Raw genomic sequence first — 21,289 nt, forward strand, 5'->3', positions numbered from 1 at the left:
GCCCAGCGCCGGCATTGCGTTCCTTGTTCCGCTCCGGTGCGGTGCCTTCATCCAGCTCCGTCGGCGCCTGCAGCACACCACTGCCGGAAAGGGTCTTGTGCGTGGCACTGGCCAGAGTCAGTTGATAACCGCCAGCCACCGGGACGGCGGCCCAGAGCTTCTGCCGCTGCCGGAAGGAGGCGACCCAGTTGAAAGGGTCTTCATCCTGTGGCCCGGTCATTGCCAGGAGCGGCACGGATATCGACGCGAACGTTCTCGTGTCCTGTTCGGGTGCCACATAGGGGCTCAGCAGGATCGCGGCCACCGGGCGCAGCGGATAAGCACTGGACAGCCATGCCGCAGCCGTCTGCGTGCCCAGGTCGAACCCCGCCAGCGCGACACGCTGCCAATCGATGGCCGCGAACAGGCCATCGCCCCCCGCGGCTCGCAGGCGAACCTGCTCCAGGGTCGCCGCCAGCAGGCTCACACGCTCGGCCAGGGCCTGCTCGCTGAAACTCCTGCGGGCCAACTCACGAAAGTTACCGGCCAGCGCCAGAGGCGAAGAAAGCAGAGAGCGGTCATCCCCCGCCGCCTGCACCGACAACACCGCATAACCCGCCTCGGCCCAGGCGTTGCGCCAGGTTTCGCCAGCACTCGCCGGCTCGCCCAGCCCCGGCAGATAGATCACCAGCGGCAGCGCCCGCCCTTGCTCGTTCAGTGGCGCCAGCCACTCGACCGCCACCGACTGCTCACCAATGCGCCAGGTTGCCTGCCAGGACTGGATGGCATGCCGCTCCGGCTGATAGGCCGACGCCAGGTGGGCCCTGACCTGCTCCGCGGGATCGACGCGCGGCGGCTCGCCACGACCTGCGCAACCGGACAGCAGCATCAGGCCGGCCAGGCAGCCAATAAACCATACGGGATGAAAAGAGTGCCGCCTATCCACTTGCCATCGCTCCTCAATGAACTGGAACGGACAGAGTAGCCAAGCCGATCAGGGAGCAGACAGCCATTCAAGGTAAAGGTAGGGTAAAGGCCCGTTGCCACGCCCTTTCGTCCAGTTTCCAGCCTCCAGCGCTCTTTTCGGCTCTTCGCCGCGCATGGCGCGATCGCCCGGGGGCAGGGCGCGAGCGACAAGCGGCTACCAGCTTCGCGGGGATATTCCGCCCTTGTTTCACCGCATATGCGTCCCCATTTACCTGCGATGACCCTGTTCGTGGCCTGTCTGCCCCGGCTCCGAGACCTCCACAACCCTTTCGAGAACAACGATGAGCCAGACCTCTCCGATCTTCGATGTCACCGATGCCAGCTTCGACCAGTTGGTCATCGAGAACTCGTTCCACAAACCGGTACTGGTGGACTTCTGGGCCGACTGGTGCGCCCCCTGCAAGGCACTGATGCCGCTGCTGGCCAAGGTCGCCGAGGAGTATCGGGGCGAATTGCTACTGGCCAAGGTCAATTGCGACATCGAACAGGAAACCGTGGCGCGCTTCGGCATCCGCAGCCTGCCGACGGTCGTGCTGTTCAAGGACGGCCAGCCGGTCGACGGCTTCGCCGGGGCGCAGCCCGAATCGCAGATTCGCGCCATGCTCGAACCCCATGTCGCGCCCCCGGCCGCCGCGCCCACCGACCCACTGCAAAGCGCCACGACACTCTTCAGCGAGGGCCATATCGCCGAGGCGGAAGCGCAGCTCAAGGCGCTGCTCGGTGAAAACAGCGAAAACCCGCCCGCACTGATCCTTTACGCCCGCTGCCTGGCCGAACGCGGCGAACTGGGCGAGGCGGAAACGGTCCTCAACGCCGTGCAGGGCGATGAACACAAACAGGCACTGGCCGCCGCCCGCGCCCAACTGACCTTCCTCAGGCAGGTAGGCGAACTGCCTGAAACCGCCACGCTCAAGTCGCGCCTGGCACAGGATGCCAATGACGACGAGGCCACCTACCAGTTGGCCATCCACCAACTGGCCCGCCAGCAGTACGAGGCGGCCCTGGATGCGCTGCTGCGGCTGTTCGTGCGCAACCGCGACTATGCCGGCGGCCTGCCGCACAAGACACTGCTGCAGGTTTTCGAACTGCTGGGCAATGACCATCCACTGGTCACCCAGTACCGCCGCCGTCTTTACCAGGCGCTCTATTGATCTAGTCGCCGCTCTGCGCTGGCAAGCTGGAAACCAGGAGCTTGAAGCTAGTCTCGCGTCAACGATCAAATGTCGCGGACGGCAGCCTTGTGACTGCGCCGCGCGCACCTGAGTGATCGGCACCACTATCCCAGGTGCGCACGGCGCACCCTTCCCACGGAGAGCTGGCCACATGCCAACAGTTGATGCCTGTCGTGACACTAGCCATCCCGGCACGCATGGAAGCTCCACTTCCGGCGCCTGGTATCCGGGCCAAGACAGCGGTCACCAACTCGCGCCGTCTTGATCGCCATCAAAAAGCCATCACTTCCCATGCGTCATCATGCCTCGCTCAATCACAACAATAGAATGGCAGCGCGCGCATGTCCCTCTTCAGACCTACCAGTATCGGCGGCAAACTGCTGCTGACCTTCCTCGCAGTCCTGCTTCTGAGTTCCGGCAGCCTTGGCATCACCGCCGTCCACCAGGCCAGCATGGCCGTTACCGAACAGGTCGAGCAGGCTCTACGGAGCATGGCCACCGATGCCGGCAAGATTGTCCGGGCACGCATGGATACCCGCCTCGCCACCCTGGCCGAAGTGGCCCAGCACCCGGACCTGCAGGCCCTCGACGAACGGGCCCTGAATTACCTGGAAACGGCCACGGCACGCCTGGACTACATGGGCATGGGCTGGGTCGACCGCGCTGGCATCGCCCACTATGCCGATGGCAGCAGTGCCGACCTTTCCGACCGGGACTACATCCGCCGGGGCTTCCAGGGCGAAAGCAACCTCTCGGACGTGATCATCAGCAGGGCCGTCAACTTGCCGGTCATCATGCTGGCAACCCCCCTGCGCGACCATGCCAACGGCCAGGTAAAGGGCTTGATCATCGCGCGCATGGATGCCAGCCTGCTCAGCGATATCACCGACGACCTGGGTTTCGGCAAACAGGGCTATGCCTTCATCCTCAACCAGGATGGCGCCCTGATCGCCGACCGCGATCGCAAGCGGGTACTCGAACAGCACCAGCCGCTGGCCGGCGGCCATGCCGAGGCCTCCCGCGCCTACCATGAAATGCAGGCGGGCCGCAGCGGTGTCAGCCACCTGATCGAAGCGCAGCGGCACTACGTGGTCGGTTACCAGCAGGTGCCGGGTACCCAGTGGAAGCTTGGCGTCACTGCCGAGCAGGGCGAGGTTTTCCAGCGCCTGAACCACCTGCAGTGGATGCTGGCCTTCCTTTCCCTTGGCTCCATCGCACTGGGCATGGTGCTGGCCTGGAGCTTCTGCCAGCGTACAGTGGTCCGCCCGCTCAAGCACATCATGGATGTCGTATCGCGTATCCAGCAGACCGGCGACCTGACCCTCAAGGCCCATGTACGGGGCCAGGACGAGGTGGCCACGGCCGGCCTCGCCCTGAACGGCATGGTCGATCGTTTCCGTACGCTGATCGCCAGCATAAGCGACTCCACCGGCCAGCTCTTCGCCGCCTCGGAACAGCTCAAGCACAGCAGTGCGAGCCTGCTGGAGCAATCTACCCAGCAAGGCGACATGACCATGTCGGTGGCCACCGCGCTGGAGGAAATGAGCTACGCCATCCACGAAGTGGCGAGCAACACCGCGAACGCCTCGGAAAAGGCCGAGCGTGCGGTACAGGAAGTCACCGAGGGCCGCAGCACGGTGGAGGCCGAGCAGGCGACCATGAGCGAACTGACCCGCCAGGTCGTGCAATCGGAAGACATCGTCGCGCAACTCAATTCCCGCACCGAGGAAATCGACGAAGTCCTCACGATCATCACCGGCATTGCCGATCAGACCAACCTGCTGGCACTCAATGCGGCCATCGAGGCGGCTCGCGCCGGGGAACACGGACGCGGTTTTGCCGTGGTCGCCGATGAAGTCCGCTCGCTGGCCGGCAACTCGCAGAGCGCGGCAGGCACCATCCGCGAGAAGATCGTACTGTTCCGCAATGCTGCGCAGGAAGCGCTCGACCACATGCACCACTGCCGTACCTTCACTCAACAGGGCATGGAAAGCTCGCGGCAGTCGACCCAGAGCTTCCAGATGACGGCCAGTTCGGCCGACGAGATCCTCGGCCTCAACCAGCAGATCGCCACCGCCACCGAAGAACAGAGCACGGTGATCGACGAGTTGAACCTCACTGTCGACCAGCTCAACACCGGCATCCGCGAGGTCAACGCCCAGGCCCGGGAAACCTCCACGGCGTCCTTCCACCTGGCCGAACTGGCCCAGTTGCTACGTCGCGAGGCCAGCTACTTCAAGGTCTGAACGCTGCCCCGCCATTACCGGCGGGTAGCTGCCAGGGGCGCCATGGCGCCCCTGGCTCATATTCATTGTGAACGCCCACGGAACGATAGCTGCCAAAAGGCCATCTATCTTTCTGACTTAATGGCGGCTGACTCGTACGAGGTCTCACAATGAAAAGGAATTTCCCTGTTACCCAACAACAATGCCGCTTTCCGGCAGACCAACGGCTGATCACCGCCACCGATACCAAGGGGCGGATCACCTACTGCAATGATGCCTTTGTCGAAATCAGCGGTTTCAGCCGTGACGAGCTGATCGGCAGCGCCCACAACATCGTCCGTCATCCGGACATGCCGGAGCCGGTCTTCCAGCAGATGTGGGAGTGTCTGAAAGCAGGCCGCAGTTGGATGGGCATCGTCAAGAACCGCTGCAAGAATGGCGACCATTACTGGGTCAGTGCCTATGTCACGCCCATCTCGGAAAAAGGCCAGTTGATCGGCTATGAATCGGTCAGGGTCAGTGCCGAACCCGAGCAGGTTGCCAGGGCCGCGGCCCTCTATTCCCGGATCAGCAGCGGCAGGCAGGCGCTGGCCTGGCACCATCGGCTGCTCGGTATGGCCGCTCTGGTGGGGTTCGTACTGCTGGCCGCGCTAGCCGTTTCCCTCACCCACTTCCTGGTGGCGCCGGCGGCCGGCCTGGGGCTTGCGCTGCTCGCCCTGGTAGCTGGGCAGTGGTTCGGCGAATGGCGGCTGAAACGCACCCTGCGGGCCATACGCGGCGACGAGAACCTGCACGACAGCGAAGTGGCGGCCTGCACCTACACGGGACTGCAGGGTTTTCCCGCGCAATTGAAGATGCTGCTGATCAGCGAGCGCGCCAAGAATCGCACCGCCCTCTGCCGCCTGAAGGACTATGCGGACCAGGCCACCCACCTGGCCGGGCAGAGCGATGAACTGACCACCCAGGCGGAAAGCTCGCTGCAGTCCCTGCGTGTCGAGGCGGATATGGCGGCGACGGCCATGCACCAGATGGCCGCGTCCATCGGTGAAGTTGCCAGCCATGTGCAACAGACCGCCGAGCACGCCCGGCAGGTGGCCGAGCTGTCCAGTGGCGGTGCCCAGGACGCGCTGAGAACCCGCGAGGTGATCGAGCGCCTGACCGGCACGGTACAGGGGGTCAGCACATCGGTCGAAGCGCTGGCCGAAGAAACGCAATCGATTCAGCAGGCAGCCAACATGATCCGCGCGGTGGCCGAACAGACCAACCTGCTGGCCCTGAACGCCGCCATCGAGGCGGCCCGCGCCGGGGAACAGGGGCGTGGCTTCGCCGTGGTCGCGGACGAGGTACGGGCACTGGCGCAAAAGACCCAGGAATCGACCGGCGTCATCGAGCAGATCATCGAGTCGTTGCAGCAGCGCGCCCAGGAAGCGGTGGTCATCGCCCGGGCCGGTAGCGACGCGGCCTCGGCCGGGCTGGAACAGGTGATCTCGACCCAGCAGGCACTGCATGGCATCGACCAGGCCGTCGAACATATCAATGCCATGGCCCAGCAGATGGCTTCGGCCGCCGAACAGCAGGCTTGTGTGTCGGAAGCGATTTCACGCCAGATCAGCAATATCGCCCAGGCTTCCGAGCGCAATGCCGACATATCCGGAGAATCCTCCCGGGTTGGCCAGGCACTGACCCAGACCGCCCGCTCGCTGCACGCGCTGGTCGCCCGCTTCAGCGGCTGAGGCGGCAGGCAACGTGGATTGAGGCAGCCGTTACCCGGCGCTGTCGCCATTGCACGGCAGCAGCAGGCGGAACAACGCGCCCCGTCCCTCCTCGCTTTCGACCAGCAGCCGCCCGCCATGAGCCTTGACGATCTGTTCGGAAATGAACAGCCCCAGGCCCAGTCCAGCACTGCTCCCCGCACCCTCGACACGCTCGAACTGGCAGAAGATGCGCCGCAGGTTCTTGCTCTCGATACCGATCCCCTGGTCGCGCACCTCGATGCAGACCTCGTCGCCCAGCGCCCGCACACTCACCGACACCGGCTTGCCAGCGCCATAGCGCATGGCATTGGTCAGCAGGTTGGCCAGCACCTGCTCGATACGGAACTCGTCCCACCGTCCGAACAGCGGGCCGCAAGGCTCGAAGTGCAATGTGCAACCACAGATATCCATCTGTGCGCCAAAGCTCTCCAGTACATTGGCCACCAATTGGCAAAGATCGAAGCGCGACGGGCGGATCGACAACTTGCCGGTGCGGATGCGCGATACGTCGAGCATATCGTCGATCAGCCGGATCAGGCTCTGGATCTGCCGTTCATCCTTCTCCACCATCTGCCGCAACCGCTCTTCACCGAAGGCCGCCAGGTTACTGCGCTGCAGTTGCAACTTGCGTAGCTGGACTTCGAGAATCAGCGTATTGAGCGGCGTCTTCAACTCGTGCGAGACGATCGACATGAAATCGTCGCGCATGCGCACCGCATGCTCCAGTTCGCTCTTGGTATTGCGCAGCTCATCGAGCAGCAGTTCCTGTTCCATGCGGCTCTTGCGCAAGGCATCGACCTGTCGCGCCAAACGCTTGCGGTTGCGATAGAGATCGACGAAAACGCTGACCTTGCTACGCACCGCATGGGTATCCAGCGGCTTGTGCATGAAATCCACGGCACCACTTTCATAGCCCTTGAAGGCGTAGTTCAACTCGCGCCCGGCGGCACTGACGAAGACGATGGGGATCTGCTTGGTGCGCTCGGTGCCACGCATCAGCTCGGCCAGTTGGAAACCGTCCATGCCGGGCATCTGTACATCGAGGATGGCCAGCGCGAATTCATGCGCCAGCAACAGCTCCAGCGCCTGCTCGCCGGAACCCGCGAGAAACACCCGCATGCCCGGCGCCTGCAGCAACGCCTGCAGGGCCTGCAGGTTTTCCGGCACATCGTCGACCACCAGCAGGTTGGCTTCATCGGTTTGATTGGGCATCTGTCACTCCAGCTCGCGCAACAGCCGATGGATGTCACGCAAGGATAAGATATGGTCGGGCTCGAAACGCTTCAGGGCCGCGCGCGGCATGATATCCACCTCGGCCTCCTCGGGGCGCTGGACGATGGTCAGCCCGCCGACGCGGCGGATGCACTCCAGCCCGCGGGCACCGTCTTCGCTGGCGCCGGTGAGCAGCACGCCAGCCAGCCGCTCGCCCCAGGCATCGGCGGCCGACTCGAACAGCACGTCGATGGACGGGCGCGAAAAACACACCGGCTCCTCCTGGCTCAGGGCCAGGCTGAAATCCCGCTCGACCAGCAGGTGGTAGCCGGGCGCCGCGAAATACAGCGCCCCGGGGACCAGCGCCTCCTTGTCATCGGCTTCCTTGACCTGCAGCCGGGTCTTGCTCTGGAAAATCTGCGCCAACTGGGTCGGACGCCCCTCGGGAATGTGCTGGACCACCAGCACGGGCAAGCGATAGCCACTGGGCAAATCCCGCAGCAGCTCGCTCAGGGCATGCAGGCCGCCCGCGGAAGCGCCTACCACCACGGCATCGATCGGCATGCTGCGTGCGCGCCCCTGGATACTCATAGCTTGCGGAAGATCCTTTCCTGCTTGTCGAACGCCTCGAAGCCCGGCCCATGGCTCGAGAACTCCAGTGTCTCCTTGCTACCCAGGCCGAGAAAGCCCCGGTGGCAGAGCGACTCGTGGAACAGCGAGAATGCCCGGTCCTGCAACACCCTATTGAAATAGATCAGCACGTTACGGCAGGAAATCAACTGGGTTTCGGCGAACACGCTGTCGGTGGCCAGGCTGTGATCGGCGAAAGTCACCTTCTGCCGTAGCGACTTGTCCATGATCACCGAGTCATAGGCGGCCACATAATGGTCCGAAAGGCTGCCCGCTCCCCCGGCACGCTGGTAGTTCTCGCTGTAGCGGCGCAGGTTGTCGATGGCGAAGATGCCCTGGCGCGCGCGCTCCAGCGAGCGCGGGTTGATATCCGTGGCATACAGGATCGAGCGCTCCAGCAGCCCTTCCTCCTTGAGCAGGATGGCCATGGAGTAGACCTCCTCCCCGGTACTGCAGCCGGCGATCCAGATCTTCAGCGACGGGTAGGTCTGCAGCACGGGTAGCACCTGCTCGCGCAAGGCCCGGTAGTAACCGGGGTCGCGGAACATTTCACTGACCGGAATGGTGAGGTATTGCAGCAGGTCCATGAACACCGATTCGTCGTAGAGAATCCGCTGCTGCAATTGGGAAACGCTCGCGCACTGCAACTGTCGCTGCGCCAGCAGCACGCGGCGTTTGAGCGAAGCGCCGGAATAGTTGCGAAAGTCATGGCCGTACTTGAGGTAGATCGCCTCGACCAGCAAACGGACTTCGATGTCGACGCTGCGCTCAGGCATCTCAGAGCAGTTCCACTTTCGGCAGCCAGACGCGGATCAGCGAGAACAGGCGGTCCAGCTCGATGGGCTTGGCCAGGTAGTCGTTGGCCCCGGCGGCAAGGCAGCGGTCCTGGTCATCCTTCATCGCCTTGGCGGTCACCGCGATGATCGGCAGGCGCTCGAAGCGCGCCTCCTTGCGAATCTCGCGCATGGCGGTGAAGCCGTCCATTTCCGGCATCATGATGTCCATCAGCACCAGGTCGATACCCTCGACTTCATGCAGGCGGGCAATCGCTTCATGGCCATTGCGGGCGATTTCCACCCGTGCGCCCTTCTGCTCCAGCGCGCTGGTCAGGGCGAAGACATTGCGCACATCGTCATCCACCACCAGGATCGTGCGGCCTTCGAAGGTCTTCTCCCGACTGCGCGCACTCTTGAGCATCTTGCGCCGCTCCGGCGGCATGTCCGACTCGACCTTGTGCAGGAACAGCGTGACCTCGTCGAGCAGTCGCTCCGGCGAGCGGGCGCCCTTGATGATGATCGAGTGCGAATACTTCATCAGCGCCGCTTCTTCGTCGCGGCTCAGGTTGCGCCCGGTGTAGACGATCACCGGCGGGAACGAGCAGATATCCTCGCACGCCATGCGTTCGAGCAACTGGCTGCCGTCCATGTCGGGTAGCTTGAGGTCGATGATCATGCAGTCGAAGACCGTATCGCGCAGCAACTCCAGCGCCTGCTGGCCGAACTCCACGGCGGTGATCTCCACGTCCTCGTCTTCGATCAGGCGTGAAACGCTGGCACGCTGCAGGGCGTCGTCCTCGACCAGCAGGATACGCTTGACCTTCTGCGCCAGCCGGGCCTCCAGCCCGAGGAAGACCTCGCGCAACTCCTCGCGGGTCGCCGGCTTCATCGCATAGCCGATGGCGCCCATCTGCAGGGCCGCTTCCTTGCGATCCTCCACCGACACGATATGCACGGGAATATGCCGCGTTTCCGGTGTTTCCTTGAGTCGCTCCAGCACCGTCAGGCCGGAATGGTCAGGCAGGCGCATGTCCAGCAGGATCGCATCCGGCTGGTAGCGCATGGCGCTTTCGAAACCGCTGTCGGCACTCTGTTCGAGCAGGCAGTTGTAACCGAGCTCGTGCGCCAGGTCGCGCAGGATACAGGCGAAGCGCGGCTCATCCTCGATCACCAGCACACTGCGCGCCTTGAATGGATGGGCCTGGCGGTCATCCGGCAGGCGCTCAGGCTCCGCCAGCGCAGTGGCAGGCATGGGCGCGACGGCTGCGGTCTCGACGCTTGCCGGTGGCGCCTTCGGCGCGGCGGGCACATTGTCATAGCGCTCCGGCAACAGCAGCGTGAAAGTGCTGCCGACGCCGGGTTCGCTGTCGACTTCGATGGAACCGCCGAGCAAATGCGCCAGCTCACGGGAAATCGACAGGCCCAGACCGGTGCCGCCATAACGCCGATTGGTAGTGCCGTCAGCCTGGCGGAAGGCCTCGAAGATCGCCTCCCGCTCACTCTCGGCGATGCCTATGCCGGTGTCCCGCACCTGGAAGGCCAACAACCCGTCAGCGCGCCGCTCGACGCGCAGGGTGACCGTCCCCTCCTCGGTGAACTTGAAGGCGTTGGACAACAGGTTCTTGATAATCTGCTCCAGGCGCTGGCGATCGGCATACAGGCTGGCCGGCAGGTCTTCGCCATACTCGAGGAAGAATTGCAGGGACTTTTCCGTCGCCTGCGGCATGAACAGGTTTCTCAGGCTATCCAGCACCCGCGAAAGGATCATCAGTTCGGGGCGCACGTCCATCTTGCCGGCCTCGACCTTGGCGATGTCGAGGATATCGTTGATCAGCGTCAGCAGGTCATTGCCAGCCCCATAGATGGAGCGGGCGTATTGCACCTGGTCCTCGCTCAGGTTGCCCTGGGCATTGTCCGCCAGCAGCTTGGCCAGGATCAGCGAGCTGTTGAGCGGCGTACGCAACTCGTGCGACATATTGGCGAGGAACTCCGACTTGTACCGGCTGGCGCGCTGCAACTCTTCGGCGCGCTGCTCCAGCAAGCGCTGCACATCCTGCAGGCGCGCGTTCTTGTCATTCACCTCGTCACGCTGACGCTCCAGCGCTTGCGCCTGCTCACTCAGTTGCTCGTTGGTCTGCTCCAGTTCGGCCTGTTGCTCTTCGAGATGCTGCTGGGACTCGCGCAACACGCCCGACTGCGCCTCCAGCTCCTCGTTGGCGGCGCGCAGCTCCTCCTGCTGCACCTGCAGTTCCTCGTTGAGCTGCTGGGTCTGTGCCAGCGCCTGATGCAGGCGCACGCGATAACGCGCCGACTCGATCGCCGAACCGAGGCTTTCCGAAATACGCTCCAGCAGTTCGGCATCCCGCTCCTGCGCAGGGCGCAACAGGCCTATTTCCAGCACGGCATTCAGCGTGCCGCCACTTTCCACCGGCAGAATCATTACCGACGTCGGGGAACCGCCGCCAAGGGCCGAGCTGATTCGCAGATAACCGGCAGGCAGGTCGTTCAGCACGCGCAACCGGCGCTCCAGCGCGGCCTGCCCGGCCAGGCCCTCGCCCAACGCGAGCGACGGACTGCTGGCCAGTTGCGTGGCGTCATGCGCGAATTCGGCCACACGCTGCAACTTGCCATCCTGCAGCACGTACAGGGTAGCGATGCCCGCATCCAGGTAGCGCGCCAGAAAACCCAGAATGCTCTGCCCCAGCACCTGCATGCTCTGCTCGCCGATGACCGCTTCGCTCAGTTGATTCTGGCCGCTACGCAGCCAGCCCTCGCGCTCCAGCATGCCGGCATGTGAACTCAATTGTTCGAGACTGCCCTGGTACCCCTCCGACAAGGCCAGCAGATCGCGCCGGGCCAGCAACATCAGAACGCCACTGAAACCCAGGCTGAACAACAGGAAGGAACCGACCAGCAACCAGGTCACACGTTCGGCCGTGCGCGTACGGTCGACGCGCACCTGGCGTTCCTGGGCGATGAACGCATTGAACTCGCTGCGAATGCGGTCGATCATCGCCTTGCCGCGGCCTTCCTGCACATACTCGACGATCGGCCGCCCCTGGCGCCGCAACTCGATCATCCGCTGCGCATAGGGCAGCCACTGCTTGTGGGTCGAATCGATCAGTTCGATATGCCGCAGTTGCAGCGGGTCGTTCCGGGCGTACTCGCGCAACGCCTGCAAGCTGTCCTCGACCCTGTCCACGCCCCGCTCGTAGGGGTCGAGGAAAGACTCTTCGCCGGCGATCAGGAAGCCGCGCATGCCGGTTTCCTGGTCGATCATCAGCTTGTAGGTTTCGTTGGCCACGGCAACGCCCTGTATCGACTGCGCCACCCAGGCATTCAGTGTCAGCAGGTAATAAACGATGGCACTGAAAAACACCGCGCTGAAAAAACCGAGCCCAAGAGGCGCCAGCACATTGCGCCGCAGGATGCGCTTGAACTGAAGTGGGTCGATAAAGACGTCAGTCATCCTCTTTCCTTGTTCCGTCATGCCTGTGGGATGCCCGGAACTTTACACAGACATTGCCCATGCCGACAGAAAAACCCCGCGAAAGTCCGACCTTCGCGGGGTTGCTCGAGCAAGCTGTCACAGCCATCCAGCGGATTCAGCGGCGGGCGATGATCCAGACCGCATGCACGATGCCGGGGATGTAACCCAGCAGGGTCAGCAGGATATTCAGCCAGAACGCCCCGGCGAACCCCACCTGCAGGAATACCCCGAGCGGGGGCAGCAGAATGGCGATGATGATACGTAGTAGATCCATATTTTCTTTCCCTCGAAAGCTCGCTGCGGAAACCACTTCCTATCGACCAGAGGCATGGAAAGTGGTTCAGCGCAGGAGCGCCATCGCCCACGCGGCAACGGCAGGGAAATCCACAGGCGACCGGGTAGATCGCCAAGGGCGCCCGAAGACGCGACAAGGAAAATAACGCGACACGACTGCCATTGTGTGCGTTTCCGGCCAGTACGCCTTGTGGGCGAGCGGCCTGCCGGGCCTTCGCCCGACCTGCGGAACCGTCACCCATGCGTGGCCCGGTCATGGAACAGGGCGATACGACTCGTGACGGCTACCGGCAGCGTCCAAGTATCGCAAAGACGGTAGTCCCGGACCAGCCTCAGGCAACGGACCTCAGGCTTTGCCGCTGGCGCCTTGCGGTTTGCGCCTGATGGTCTTGAGCAGGTCCTCGGGGCTGATGAAGCCGACCATGCCCTGGGCGCTGCCCGGTTGCGGCTGGTTGAAGATATGCTTCTTCATGTGCCCGATGACATGCATCTCGCAGGGCTTGCAGTCGAACTTCAGCGTCAGCACCTCATCCTGGTGGATCAGTTGCATCGGCGCGACCTTGGTACGCACGCCCGTCACCCCCTTGGCCTGTTTCGGGCACAGGTTGAACGAGAAGCGCAGGCAGTGCTTGGTGATCATCACCGGCACCTCGCCGGCTTCTTCATGGGCCTCGTAGGCGGCATCGATCAGTTGCACGCCGAAACGATGGTAGAAGGCCCGCGCCTTGTGGTTGTAGACATTGGCGAGGAAGCTCAGGTGCGCCTCGGGATAGACCGGCGGCGGCACGCTGAGCGCTTTGCGCGCACCGCGCGGATGAGCGGCCAGGCGCGCCGTGGTCAACGCCTCGATGGCTTCGCGGCGCAGGGCCTTGAGCTGCGAATTGGGAACGAACGGCAGCGTCTGCGCGTCGATCTCGATGGCACTGGCGAAATAGCAGGTGGTGCCCAGCTTGCCCAGATGCTCGTGCAACTGGCTGCGGGCCTGTTGCGGGTCCCTGGCCGGGCCGAACGGGCCCGGCAGGTCCAGGCTGACACTGACGCCCTCCTCGCTGGTGGCGCTCAGGCTGAGCCGCGACGCATCCAGGCGCACCCGCCAGCTCAGCGCGACACGCCGCTCGGCGGAAGCCTTGAGCAGCGCCTGCTGCCAGTCGTGATCGAGGTTGCGATTGAGTACATGGTGCGGGCGCAACTGGCGCAGTTGCGGTGGCATTTCGTTGGGCGATACGCGGTACTGCCACTGCTCGACGCCCTCCTCCTCGAAGCTTGCCAGTTGCTCGACCGTATTGGCGCGGAAGCCGACGACCTCACGCTTGTACAGCACGTTCAGGCCATCGCCGTTGCCCAGGCGCTCGCGGGTCTGCACCAGCAGGTCATCCTTGCCCACCTGCAGCACCTCGCCGACCACCAGGCCGACGAACTTGGGCGACTCGAAGGCGCCGATATCGGCCTTGCGCTCACTGACGAAATAATCCGTGCTGCCGCGGTGGAAGGTCTTGTCCGCATCGGGGATGAAGAAGTGCTCGGTGCGCCCGCTGGAGGCACGCGCCAAGCCGGGCCGCTCGGCCAGGATCTGGTCGAGCTGGCGACGATAGAAGGCCGTGATGTTCTTCACATAGCTCATGTCCTTGTAGCGGCCCTCGATCTTGAACGAGCGTACCCCGGCATCCACCAGGGCGCGCAGGTTGGCGCTCTGGTTGTTGTCTTTCATCGACAGCAGGTGCTTGTCATAGGCCACCACCCGCCCCTGGTCGTCCTTCAGGGTGTAGGGCAGCCGGCAGGCCTGGGAACAGTCGCCACGGTTGGCGCTGCGCCCGGTCTGCGCATGGGAAATATTGCACTGCCCGGAAAAGGCCACGCAGAGTGCGCCATGGATGAAGAACTCGATGGCCGCATCGACGTTGCGGCTGATCTCGTCGATCTGTTGCAGGTTCAGCTCGCGCGCCACCACCAGTTGGGAAAACCCCGCCTGGGAGAGAAAGCGCGCCTTGTCCAGCGTGCGGATATCGGTCTGGGTGCTGGCATGCAGCTCGATGGGCGGAATATCCAGCTCCATGACGCCCATGTCCTGCACGATCAATGCATCGACACCAGCATCATGGAGTTGCCGGATCAATGTGCGCGCGGCTTCCAGCTCATCGTCATGCAGGATGGTATTCAGGGTGACGAAGACCCTGGCATGGAACAGGTGGGCGAACTCCACCAGCGCGGCGATATCCTCCACGCTGTTGCTGGCGTTGTGCCGGGCACCAAAGCCGGGGCCACCGATATACACGGCGTCGGCGCCATGCAGGATAGCCTCGCGGGCAATGGCGGTATCCCGCGCCGGGCTGAGCAGTTCCAGGTGGTGCTTGGGCAAGGACATGGTTTTATTCTGGCATGGCTGGCTTCACGGAGGCCGCATCTTACGTCGCCCCCGGCAGAGCGTACAGGCACCGCGAGCGGCGGCCAGCCATAAGCTTGCAGCAGCTTCTCTCAGGCATCGCGCAACAGGTCGTTGGCATCCAGCAGGCGCCAGGCGATTTCCGGGCGCCTGGCCAGGCCACGGCGGATCGCCGCCGGAATCGCCTGGCGGGTGCGCCGGCACAGCCCGGGCATTTCGTCCATGCGAATGACGATGCCACGCATGCTGCGCACCTCGCCAAACCCCGGGGCGATTTCCAGGCGAATGCCCAGTTGTTCGTACAGCCGCCGCTGCATATGTTCGAGATCGGCCATGCTCTCGATGTTTTCCAGCCGCTCGAGCAGTCGCCGCTCTTCTTCACGCGTCAGGCGCAGGATGCGCAAATCGACTTCGGGCGCATCCTGCAAGCGCTCGCGCTCACAGGTACAGGCGCCTGGCGGGCAAGGCTGACGGATCGCGAATGGCTCGTTCATGGCTGCGGATCATAGCCACAGACGCTCAATGCTGCCCAGTGGCCCCGGACGGAGTGCCAGCCACCACGGCAGGCGCGATGGCCTGCGCTTGTGGTGGTGGCGGTGTCAGGCCCATGGAAACGTAGATACCGGTCAGGGCATCGACCCCCATGTTGGCCGGCTTGACCCACTCCACCGGCACATAGAGCAGGCCGCCGCCAATCGGGATCGGCGCCGTGGGAACCAGCACGGCATAATGCTCGCGCCCCTCCAGCAGCACGGCCTGAGAGCTGGGTTGCAGCGCCAGCACGGCGACACCGTCGCCACCGAAAAAACACCAGACCGGCTTCATCGCGGCGATGTCCGGGTTCTTGGTCTTGTCCAGCAGGCCGACGAAACGGTCGGCCAGGGCATAGAGGTTGCCGATCAGCGGTGTGCGCCGCAGGGTCACGTCCAGCAGCCGGCTCAGCGGGCGCCGCAACCCCAGTTGCACGGCGAGTCCCAGGGGATAGAGGCTGAGCAGCAGCACCAGGCTGCCCAACGTATAGGCCAGGTAGGTATTGCTGGAGAACGGCTGGCCGAGTGCGCCGAACAACTGGCCGATCAGCGTGGAAGGACCGACCAGCCGGTTCAGCAGGCTGACGATCCAGGCCAGCAAGGCCAGGGTCAGCACCAGCGGCAGCAGGGCCAGCAGCCCGGTCAGCCACGTGGTGACGATGGATTTCAGGCTCTGCTTGATGAACATGCCGTCCCCACCTCCTGTCGATCGTTACTTTTCACCGGCACCCTCCAGGTGTCACTTTTTCACCAGCGCCTTCCACGACTTGAGACTCTGTACGCGGATAGCGTGTTCGACGCGCGACTGACGCAATTCCTCATCCAGCGGCTGGCGGGCCAGGGCCTCCAGCTTGCCCAGTTCGCCGTACAGCCGGTCCGCCTCGGGAATATCCAGCACACCGCGCGCCAGCCGCAGCCAGGCCAGCATCCGCTCGATACGTGGCGTCTGCTCGGCAAGGTCCTCTGGCTGCCGCTGGTAGCGCGACAATTGCAGGGCCAGCGCCTCGTCGGCCAGCGTATGCTCCAGCCAGTTCGCCAGCGCCACCGCACCCTGGCGGTCGCCCTTGGCATTGCGGCCAACGCTCCAGCCACGGCGCAACAGCCACAGTGACAGCGACAGGGAGAACAGCCCCCAGCGCGTCTTGCCCAGTTCCTCGGCGAAGCGTTCCGGCGCGGCATGGCGCACGCTTTCATCCTGCTGGCCGGCCTCGATCAGCGGGCGCCAGTCCTGCAGCAGCGCATCCAGCCCCTCGCGCAACTCACGGCTACTGGCACGCGGCGCGGCCTGCCCGAGGCTGCCGATCAGGGCGCGCAGGTCGACCAGTTGCTGCAGCCACTCCTCGAGCAATTTCCAGTGGCCATTGAAGCGGTACTGCTCGGCCAGGCGCTGGCTGTTGCCAAGCAGTTGCCAGGCCAAGGCGGCGAACGCGTCATCCAGGGGCGTCTCGGCCTGCAGCGTTGCGGCGGGCAGCGTGACGGCATAGCTGCCGGCATCGAACAACCGGTAGCCGCGCTCGGCCTTGCTGATGTCGCAGGGCATCAACGGCACGTCGCGGGCCAGTTCGATGGCCAGCTCCAGCAGGGCCTCGGGCTCGCCCTGGCGCAGCTCCAGCTCCAGTTCGCAGATTTCCTCGCGCTGCCGCTGCGCCTTCACCTCGCCCAGGTCGAGGGCCGCCTCGATCACCACCCGCGCCTTGCCCCGCCCCCAGGCGATGTCGGCCTTGTGGCGCACGAAGTCGGTGCTGAAGATCGGCTTCAGGCTCTTCTTGTCCAGCGCCGCCAGGCTGGCCGGCCAGCACTGGTCATCCAGCTTTTTCAGGTCCAGCCGCGGCTTGCCCACGGCCCAATCCCATTCGTTGCGCGAGGACAGCCCGGCCACGCTCTGGCCACGGCTCTTGAGCGTCTGGATATAGTCCTCGCCATCCCGGCGCAGGCGCAGCGCCACCCGCGCCTCGGCCAGCTCGCGCGCCGGGGTGTCGTAATACTGATTGAACAGTTCACGGCGCTGCCAGCCGCTCTTGTTGCGCTTCTTCAGCAGCGGATGCTCCTGCAGGGCCGCCAGGGTTTCACGGCTGGCGCGCAGCTTGATCTCGGTTTCTTTGTTCATGACGCTCTACGGGGTCGGTGGGCGGGCAAGCCGCAAGGTCGCCATTGTACGGCCTGGATGGCATCGTAGCGCTGCCGGATGGCAACTTGGTCATTTCCGGCAAAAGAGTTTCATCGCCGCATGACGCCGCTCAATACTTTTCCCATGGCGCGAACTGGTCCTGGCGGTACGGCCACCCTTATAATTTCAGAACTATTACAGGATAGGGTTCCACCCCATGCCAACCAACCCGTTCGTCAGCCTCTTCGGCCGCTCGCCCATCGGGCCGATGCAGCAGCACATCGCCAAGGTCCACGAATGTGCCGCCCATCTGGTGCCCTTCTTCGAAGCGGTCATGGAGGAAGACTGGGAGCGCGTCGAGTTCGTGCAACAGGAGATGGTGCGCCTGGAGCGTGAAGCCGACAAACTGAAGAAAAGCGTGCGCATGCACCTGCCCAAGAGCCTGTTCCTGCCCGTGCCACGCTCGGACCTGCTGGAACTGCTGAGCGTACAGGACAAGGTGGCCAACCGTGCCAAGGACATCGCCGGCCTGATGCTCGGCCGGCAGATGAGCATTCCCAGCCCGCTGCGCCGGCAGATGCTGCTGTATGTGCGCCGCTGCGTGGACGCCAGCGCCCAGGCGCTGAAAGCCATGAACGAACTCGACGAACTGCTGGAAACCGGATTCGGCGGCCGCGAGGCCAGGCTCGTGCAGGAGATGGTCGAGGAACTGGAACAGATCGAACACGAAACCGACCGCCAGCAGATCGAAGTCCGCCGCACCCTGTTCAGGCTGGAGAACGAACTGCCCCCCATCAACGTGATGTTTCTCTACCAGGTCATCGACTGGGTAGGCGATATCGCCGATCGCGCGCAACGCGTCGGCAACCGGCTGGAACAACTGCTGGCACGCTGAGTGTCGGCACCCCTCGCGGCTTTAAAGGTAAATTCTTTTATGTCTTTCATCACGGAATACGGCACCGTACTTCTCGTGCTCGCCTGTTGCTTCGGTTTTTTCATGGCCTGGGGCGTAGGCGCCAATGACGTTTCCAACGCCATGGGCACTTCGGTCGGCTCCAAGGCGCTGACCATCCGGCAGGCGATCCTGATCGCCATGTTCTTCGAATTCTTCGGCGCCTACCTGGCTGGCGGCCAGGTCGCCGAGACCATCAAGAACGGTATCGTCGACGCATCGCAGATCGAGCCCGACCTGTTCGTGCTGGGCATGATGTCGGCGCTGCTGTCGGCCGGCACCTGGCTGCTGATCGCCTCGTTGCGCGGCTGGCCGGTATCCACCACCCACACCATCGTCGGCGCCATCATCGGCTTCGCCGCCATCGGCATCTCGGTGGACACCGTCAACTGGATCGGCCTGCTGCCGATCGTCTCCAGTTGGGTGGTGACACCCTTCATTTCCGGTCTGATCGCCTTCGGTATCTTCAAGAGCGTGCAGTGGCTGATCATGGATACCGAGGACCCCTTCCGCAACGCCAAGCGCTGGGTGCCGGGCTACATGTTCCTCACCGGCTTCATGCTGGCGCTGATGACCTTCACCAAGGGCCTCAAGCACGTCGGCCTGGATTTCAGCGGCCTGGAAAGCTTCCTCTACTCGGTGCTGATCGGCGTACTGGTGGCCGCCCTCGGCATCAGCCTGCTGACCCGCATCCAGGTCGACCCGGAAGCCAACCGCGCCTTCCATTTCGCCAGTGTCGAGAAAGTATTCGCGGTACTGATGATCTTTACCGCCTGCTCCATGGCCTTCGCCCACGGCGCCAGCGACGTGTCCAACGCGGTCGGCCCGCTGGCGGCGGTGGTCGGCGTGATCCACGCCGGTGGCGACATGGCCATCGGCGGCAAGTCGTCGGTGCCCGGCTGGGTGCTGCTGCTGGGCGCGGTGGGCATCGTCATCGGCCTGGCCACCTATGGCTGGAAGGTGATGGCGACCATCGGCAAGGGCATCACCGAACTGACTCCGAGCCGTGGCTTCGCCGCCGAACTGGCGACCGCCATCACCGTGGTCACCGCCTCGGGCATCGGCCTGCCGATCTCCACCACCCACACCTTGGTCGGCGCAGTGCTGGGCATCGGCCTGGCCCGGGGTATCGGCGCGCTCAACCTGGGCATGATCGGCAAGATCTTCTCCACCTGGGTGATCACCCTGCCTGCGGGGGCACTGTTCGCGATCATCTATCTGGAAATCATGATGTTCATCTTCCTGTAAGGGATAGGAGCGGCCTTAAGCGGCAAGCTGCGAGCCATTGTCGAATGCACGCGGCGTACGCAAGTCTTCCCGCTCATGGCGGCCTCAGGGCGATCGGGCGATGCGCGGCAAAGCGCCGGAAAGAGCGCGGGAAGGCTCGAGGCTGGACGAAAGAGCGTGGCAACCGGTGTTTTTCGTCCAGCTTTCCAGGGCCTGTTGACGTTTCGTCGCAAGCGCATTGTCGCGACGAAACGTCAATAAACACCTAGCCTCCAGCGCTTTTGTCGAAGCTCCTTTCCAGTGAATGACGGTATGGCGCAATCGCCCTGTCGCCCTGATGGCTTCCAGCTTCTTCCAACCACTCTTTGCGCTATGATCAAGGGCCATCTCCGGAGCGCCCGCATGCCCCTTCCTTCGCTGAAAGAGCAATTCGCAGCCCTGCTGGCGGCCCCTTCGGTCAGCAGCACCCAGCGCGAGCACGACCAGAGCAACCTGCCGGTCGTGGAGCTGCTGGCCGGCTGGCTGCGCGACCTCGGCTTCGACTGCGAACTGCAACAGGTGCTACCGGGCAAGTTCAACCTGCTGGCCAGCCGCGGCAGCGGGCCTGGCGGGCTGGTACTGGCCGGCCATAGCGATACCGTGCCGTTCGACGCGCCGCTCTGGAGCAGCGACCCGCTGCGCCTGCGCGAAGCCGACGATCGCTGGTACGGGCTGGGCAGTTGCGACATGAAGGGCTTCTTCGCCCTGGTCATCGAGGCCGTGCGCGGGCTGCTCGACCAACCCTTCCAGCAGCCCCTGCTGATCCTCGCCACCTGCGACGAGGAAACCTCGATGTCCGGCGCCCGCGCGCTGGTCGAGGCGGGCCGCCCGCTCGGTCGCGCCGCGCTGATCGGCGAGCCCACCGGGCTGCGGCCGGTACGCCTGCACAAGGGCATCCTGATGGAGCGCATCGACATCCTCGGCCAGAGCGGCCATTCCTCCAACCCGGCCTACGGGCACAGCGCCCTGGAAGCCATGCACAGCGTACTCGGCGAACTGATCGGCCTGCGCCGGCAATGGCAGAAGAGCTTCGACAACCCGCTGTTCGACGTGCCCAAGCCGACCCTGAACCTGGGCTGCATCCACGGCGGCGACAACCCCAACCGCATCTGCGGCCAGTGCGCCCTGGAATTCGACCTGCGCCCGCTACCGGGCATGGACAGCGAGCAACTGCGCGCGACCATCCGCCAGCGCCTGCTGCCGATCGCCGAACGCCACCAGGTCGCCATCGAGCTGAAGCCGCTGTACCCCGGCGTGCCCGCCTTCGAGCAGGCCGCCGACAGCGAACTGGTGCGCCTCGCCGAACGCCTCACCGGGCACCCGGCGGAGGCGGTGGCATTCGCCACAGAAGCGCCTTATTTTCAACAGCTCGGCTGCCAGGCGCTGGTCCTCGGGCCCGGCGACATCGCCTGCGCCCACCAGCCCGACGAGTATCTCGACCTGGCCCGCATCGAACCGACGGTACAGCTGCTGCGGCGCATGATCGAACATTACTGCCTGACGCCCGCCGAGGCTGCGGCTCATCCCTGAAGGAC

16 protein-coding genes are annotated in these 21,289 nt (G+C 64.2%); 6 read left to right on the plus strand and 10 right to left on the minus strand.

Annotation, left to right across the window (positions count from 1 at the left end):
- Positions 1–868 (minus strand): alpha/beta hydrolase (locus DNJ95_RS13650; protein ID WP_131185279.1); only part of this gene is annotated, 868 nt, incomplete at its 3' end.
- A 379-nt stretch (positions 869–1,247) separates the two neighbouring features.
- Between DNJ95_RS13650 and trxA the strand changes: the two genes are divergently transcribed.
- The 3 genes from trxA (at position 1,248) to DNJ95_RS13665 (ending at position 6,096) form a co-directional block, all read left to right on the plus strand.
- Positions 1,248–2,117: a thioredoxin gene (trxA, locus tag DNJ95_RS13655; RefSeq protein ID WP_131185280.1), complete on the plus strand. Its 870-nt coding sequence runs from the start codon at positions 1,248–1,250 to the stop codon at positions 2,115–2,117.
- A gap of 362 nt (positions 2,118–2,479) precedes the next feature.
- Positions 2,480–4,384, plus strand: coding sequence for a methyl-accepting chemotaxis protein (locus tag DNJ95_RS13660; RefSeq protein WP_131185281.1), 1,905 nt, complete (start codon positions 2,480–2,482; stop codon positions 4,382–4,384).
- Between the two features lie 149 nt (positions 4,385–4,533).
- A complete protein-coding gene (locus DNJ95_RS13665) occupies positions 4,534–6,096 on the plus strand; it encodes a methyl-accepting chemotaxis protein (RefSeq protein WP_131185282.1) in 1,563 nt (520 codons plus the stop codon).
- 30 nt (positions 6,097–6,126) lie between these two features.
- Here DNJ95_RS13665 and DNJ95_RS13670 read toward each other — a convergent pair whose 3' ends face one another.
- From DNJ95_RS13670 to DNJ95_RS13710, 9 genes are all read right to left on the minus strand, one after another.
- The gene (locus tag DNJ95_RS13670; RefSeq protein ID WP_131185283.1) at positions 6,127–7,329 is read right to left on the minus strand and encodes a hybrid sensor histidine kinase/response regulator; all 1,203 of its coding nucleotides are present in this window, start codon (positions 7,327–7,329) and stop codon (positions 6,127–6,129) included.
- 3 nt (positions 7,330–7,332) lie between these two features.
- On the minus strand, positions 7,333–7,920 hold the full coding sequence (locus tag DNJ95_RS13675) for a chemotaxis protein CheB (protein WP_131185284.1): 588 nt from the start codon (positions 7,918–7,920) through the stop codon (positions 7,333–7,335).
- The gene (locus DNJ95_RS13680) at positions 7,917–8,735 is read right to left on the minus strand and encodes a CheR family methyltransferase (RefSeq protein ID WP_131185285.1); all 819 of its coding nucleotides are present in this window, start codon (positions 8,733–8,735) and stop codon (positions 7,917–7,919) included. Before DNJ95_RS13680 ends, DNJ95_RS13675 begins: the two co-directional genes overlap by 4 nt.
- 1 nt (position 8,736) lies before the next feature.
- A complete protein-coding gene (locus DNJ95_RS13685; RefSeq protein ID WP_131185286.1) occupies positions 8,737–12,204 on the minus strand; it encodes a response regulator in 3,468 nt (1,155 codons plus the stop codon).
- Positions 12,205–12,340: 136 nt separating this feature from the next.
- Positions 12,341–12,499, minus strand: a complete 159-nt coding sequence (locus DNJ95_RS13690; RefSeq protein WP_131185287.1) for a YqaE/Pmp3 family membrane protein — start codon at positions 12,497–12,499, stop codon at positions 12,341–12,343.
- A gap of 366 nt (positions 12,500–12,865) precedes the next feature.
- Positions 12,866–14,881 carry a peptidase U32 family protein gene (locus tag DNJ95_RS13695; RefSeq protein WP_131185288.1) on the minus strand — a complete coding sequence of 672 codons (2,016 nt, stop codon included), beginning with the start codon at positions 14,879–14,881 and terminating at the stop codon, positions 12,866–12,868.
- A gap of 110 nt (positions 14,882–14,991) precedes the next feature.
- The gene (locus tag DNJ95_RS13700; RefSeq protein WP_131185289.1) at positions 14,992–15,393 is read right to left on the minus strand and encodes a hypothetical protein; all 402 of its coding nucleotides are present in this window, start codon (positions 15,391–15,393) and stop codon (positions 14,992–14,994) included.
- 25 nt (positions 15,394–15,418) lie between these two features.
- Positions 15,419–16,117 carry a DUF502 domain-containing protein gene (locus tag DNJ95_RS13705; protein ID WP_131185290.1) on the minus strand — a complete coding sequence of 233 codons (699 nt, stop codon included), beginning with the start codon at positions 16,115–16,117 and terminating at the stop codon, positions 15,419–15,421.
- 51 nt (positions 16,118–16,168) lie between these two features.
- Positions 16,169–17,536, minus strand: a complete 1,368-nt coding sequence (locus tag DNJ95_RS13710) for a CYTH domain-containing protein (protein ID WP_131185291.1) — start codon at positions 17,534–17,536, stop codon at positions 16,169–16,171.
- A 217-nt stretch (positions 17,537–17,753) separates the two neighbouring features.
- Here DNJ95_RS13710 and DNJ95_RS13715 point away from each other — a divergent pair, with 217 nt between their 5' ends.
- From DNJ95_RS13715 to argE, 3 genes are all read left to right on the plus strand, one after another.
- Positions 17,754–18,431, plus strand: coding sequence for a TIGR00153 family protein (locus DNJ95_RS13715; protein ID WP_131185292.1), 678 nt, complete (start codon positions 17,754–17,756; stop codon positions 18,429–18,431).
- Between the two features lie 39 nt (positions 18,432–18,470).
- Positions 18,471–19,736: an inorganic phosphate transporter gene (locus tag DNJ95_RS13720; protein ID WP_131185293.1), complete on the plus strand. Its 1,266-nt coding sequence runs from the start codon at positions 18,471–18,473 to the stop codon at positions 19,734–19,736.
- Between the two features lie 381 nt (positions 19,737–20,117).
- On the plus strand, positions 20,118–21,284 hold the full coding sequence (gene argE / locus DNJ95_RS13725) for an acetylornithine deacetylase (protein WP_131185294.1): 1,167 nt from the start codon (positions 20,118–20,120) through the stop codon (positions 21,282–21,284).
- The last annotated feature ends 5 nt before the right edge of the window (positions 21,285–21,289 follow it).

Source organism: Stutzerimonas kirkiae (assembly GCF_004327335.1).
GTDB lineage: Bacteria > Pseudomonadota > Gammaproteobacteria > Pseudomonadales > Pseudomonadaceae > Stutzerimonas > Stutzerimonas kirkiae.

What these genes read in the sequence shown, in the direction of transcription:
- DNJ95_RS13705 (WP_131185290.1), bottom strand. Translation starts at nt 16,117, where the DNA reads ATGTTCATCAAGCAGAGCCTGAAATCCATCGTCACCACGTGGCTGACC.
- DNJ95_RS13710 (WP_131185291.1), bottom strand. Translation starts at nt 17,536, where the DNA reads ATGAACAAAGAAACCGAGATCAAGCTGCGCGCCAGCCGTGAAACCCTG.
- trxA (WP_131185280.1), top strand. Translation starts at nt 1,248, where the DNA reads ATGAGCCAGACCTCTCCGATCTTCGATGTCACCGATGCCAGCTTCGAC.
- DNJ95_RS13670 (WP_131185283.1), bottom strand. Translation starts at nt 7,329, where the DNA reads ATGCCCAATCAAACCGATGAAGCCAACCTGCTGGTGGTCGACGATGTG.
- DNJ95_RS13690 (WP_131185287.1), bottom strand. Translation starts at nt 12,499, where the DNA reads ATGGATCTACTACGTATCATCATCGCCATTCTGCTGCCCCCGCTCGGG.
- DNJ95_RS13695 (WP_131185288.1), bottom strand. Translation starts at nt 14,881, where the DNA reads ATGTCCTTGCCCAAGCACCACCTGGAACTGCTCAGCCCGGCGCGGGAT.
- DNJ95_RS13715 (WP_131185292.1), top strand. Translation starts at nt 17,754, where the DNA reads ATGCCAACCAACCCGTTCGTCAGCCTCTTCGGCCGCTCGCCCATCGGG.
- DNJ95_RS13720 (WP_131185293.1), top strand. Translation starts at nt 18,471, where the DNA reads ATGTCTTTCATCACGGAATACGGCACCGTACTTCTCGTGCTCGCCTGT.
- DNJ95_RS13700 (WP_131185289.1), bottom strand. Translation starts at nt 15,393, where the DNA reads ATGAACGAGCCATTCGCGATCCGTCAGCCTTGCCCGCCAGGCGCCTGT.
- DNJ95_RS13660 (WP_131185281.1), top strand. Translation starts at nt 2,480, where the DNA reads ATGTCCCTCTTCAGACCTACCAGTATCGGCGGCAAACTGCTGCTGACC.
- DNJ95_RS13665 (WP_131185282.1), top strand. Translation starts at nt 4,534, where the DNA reads ATGAAAAGGAATTTCCCTGTTACCCAACAACAATGCCGCTTTCCGGCA.
- DNJ95_RS13685 (WP_131185286.1), bottom strand. Translation starts at nt 12,204, where the DNA reads ATGACTGACGTCTTTATCGACCCACTTCAGTTCAAGCGCATCCTGCGG.
- DNJ95_RS13680 (WP_131185285.1), bottom strand. Translation starts at nt 8,735, where the DNA reads ATGCCTGAGCGCAGCGTCGACATCGAAGTCCGTTTGCTGGTCGAGGCG.
- DNJ95_RS13675 (WP_131185284.1), bottom strand. Translation starts at nt 7,920, where the DNA reads ATGAGTATCCAGGGGCGCGCACGCAGCATGCCGATCGATGCCGTGGTG.
- argE (WP_131185294.1), top strand. Translation starts at nt 20,118, where the DNA reads ATGCCCCTTCCTTCGCTGAAAGAGCAATTCGCAGCCCTGCTGGCGGCC.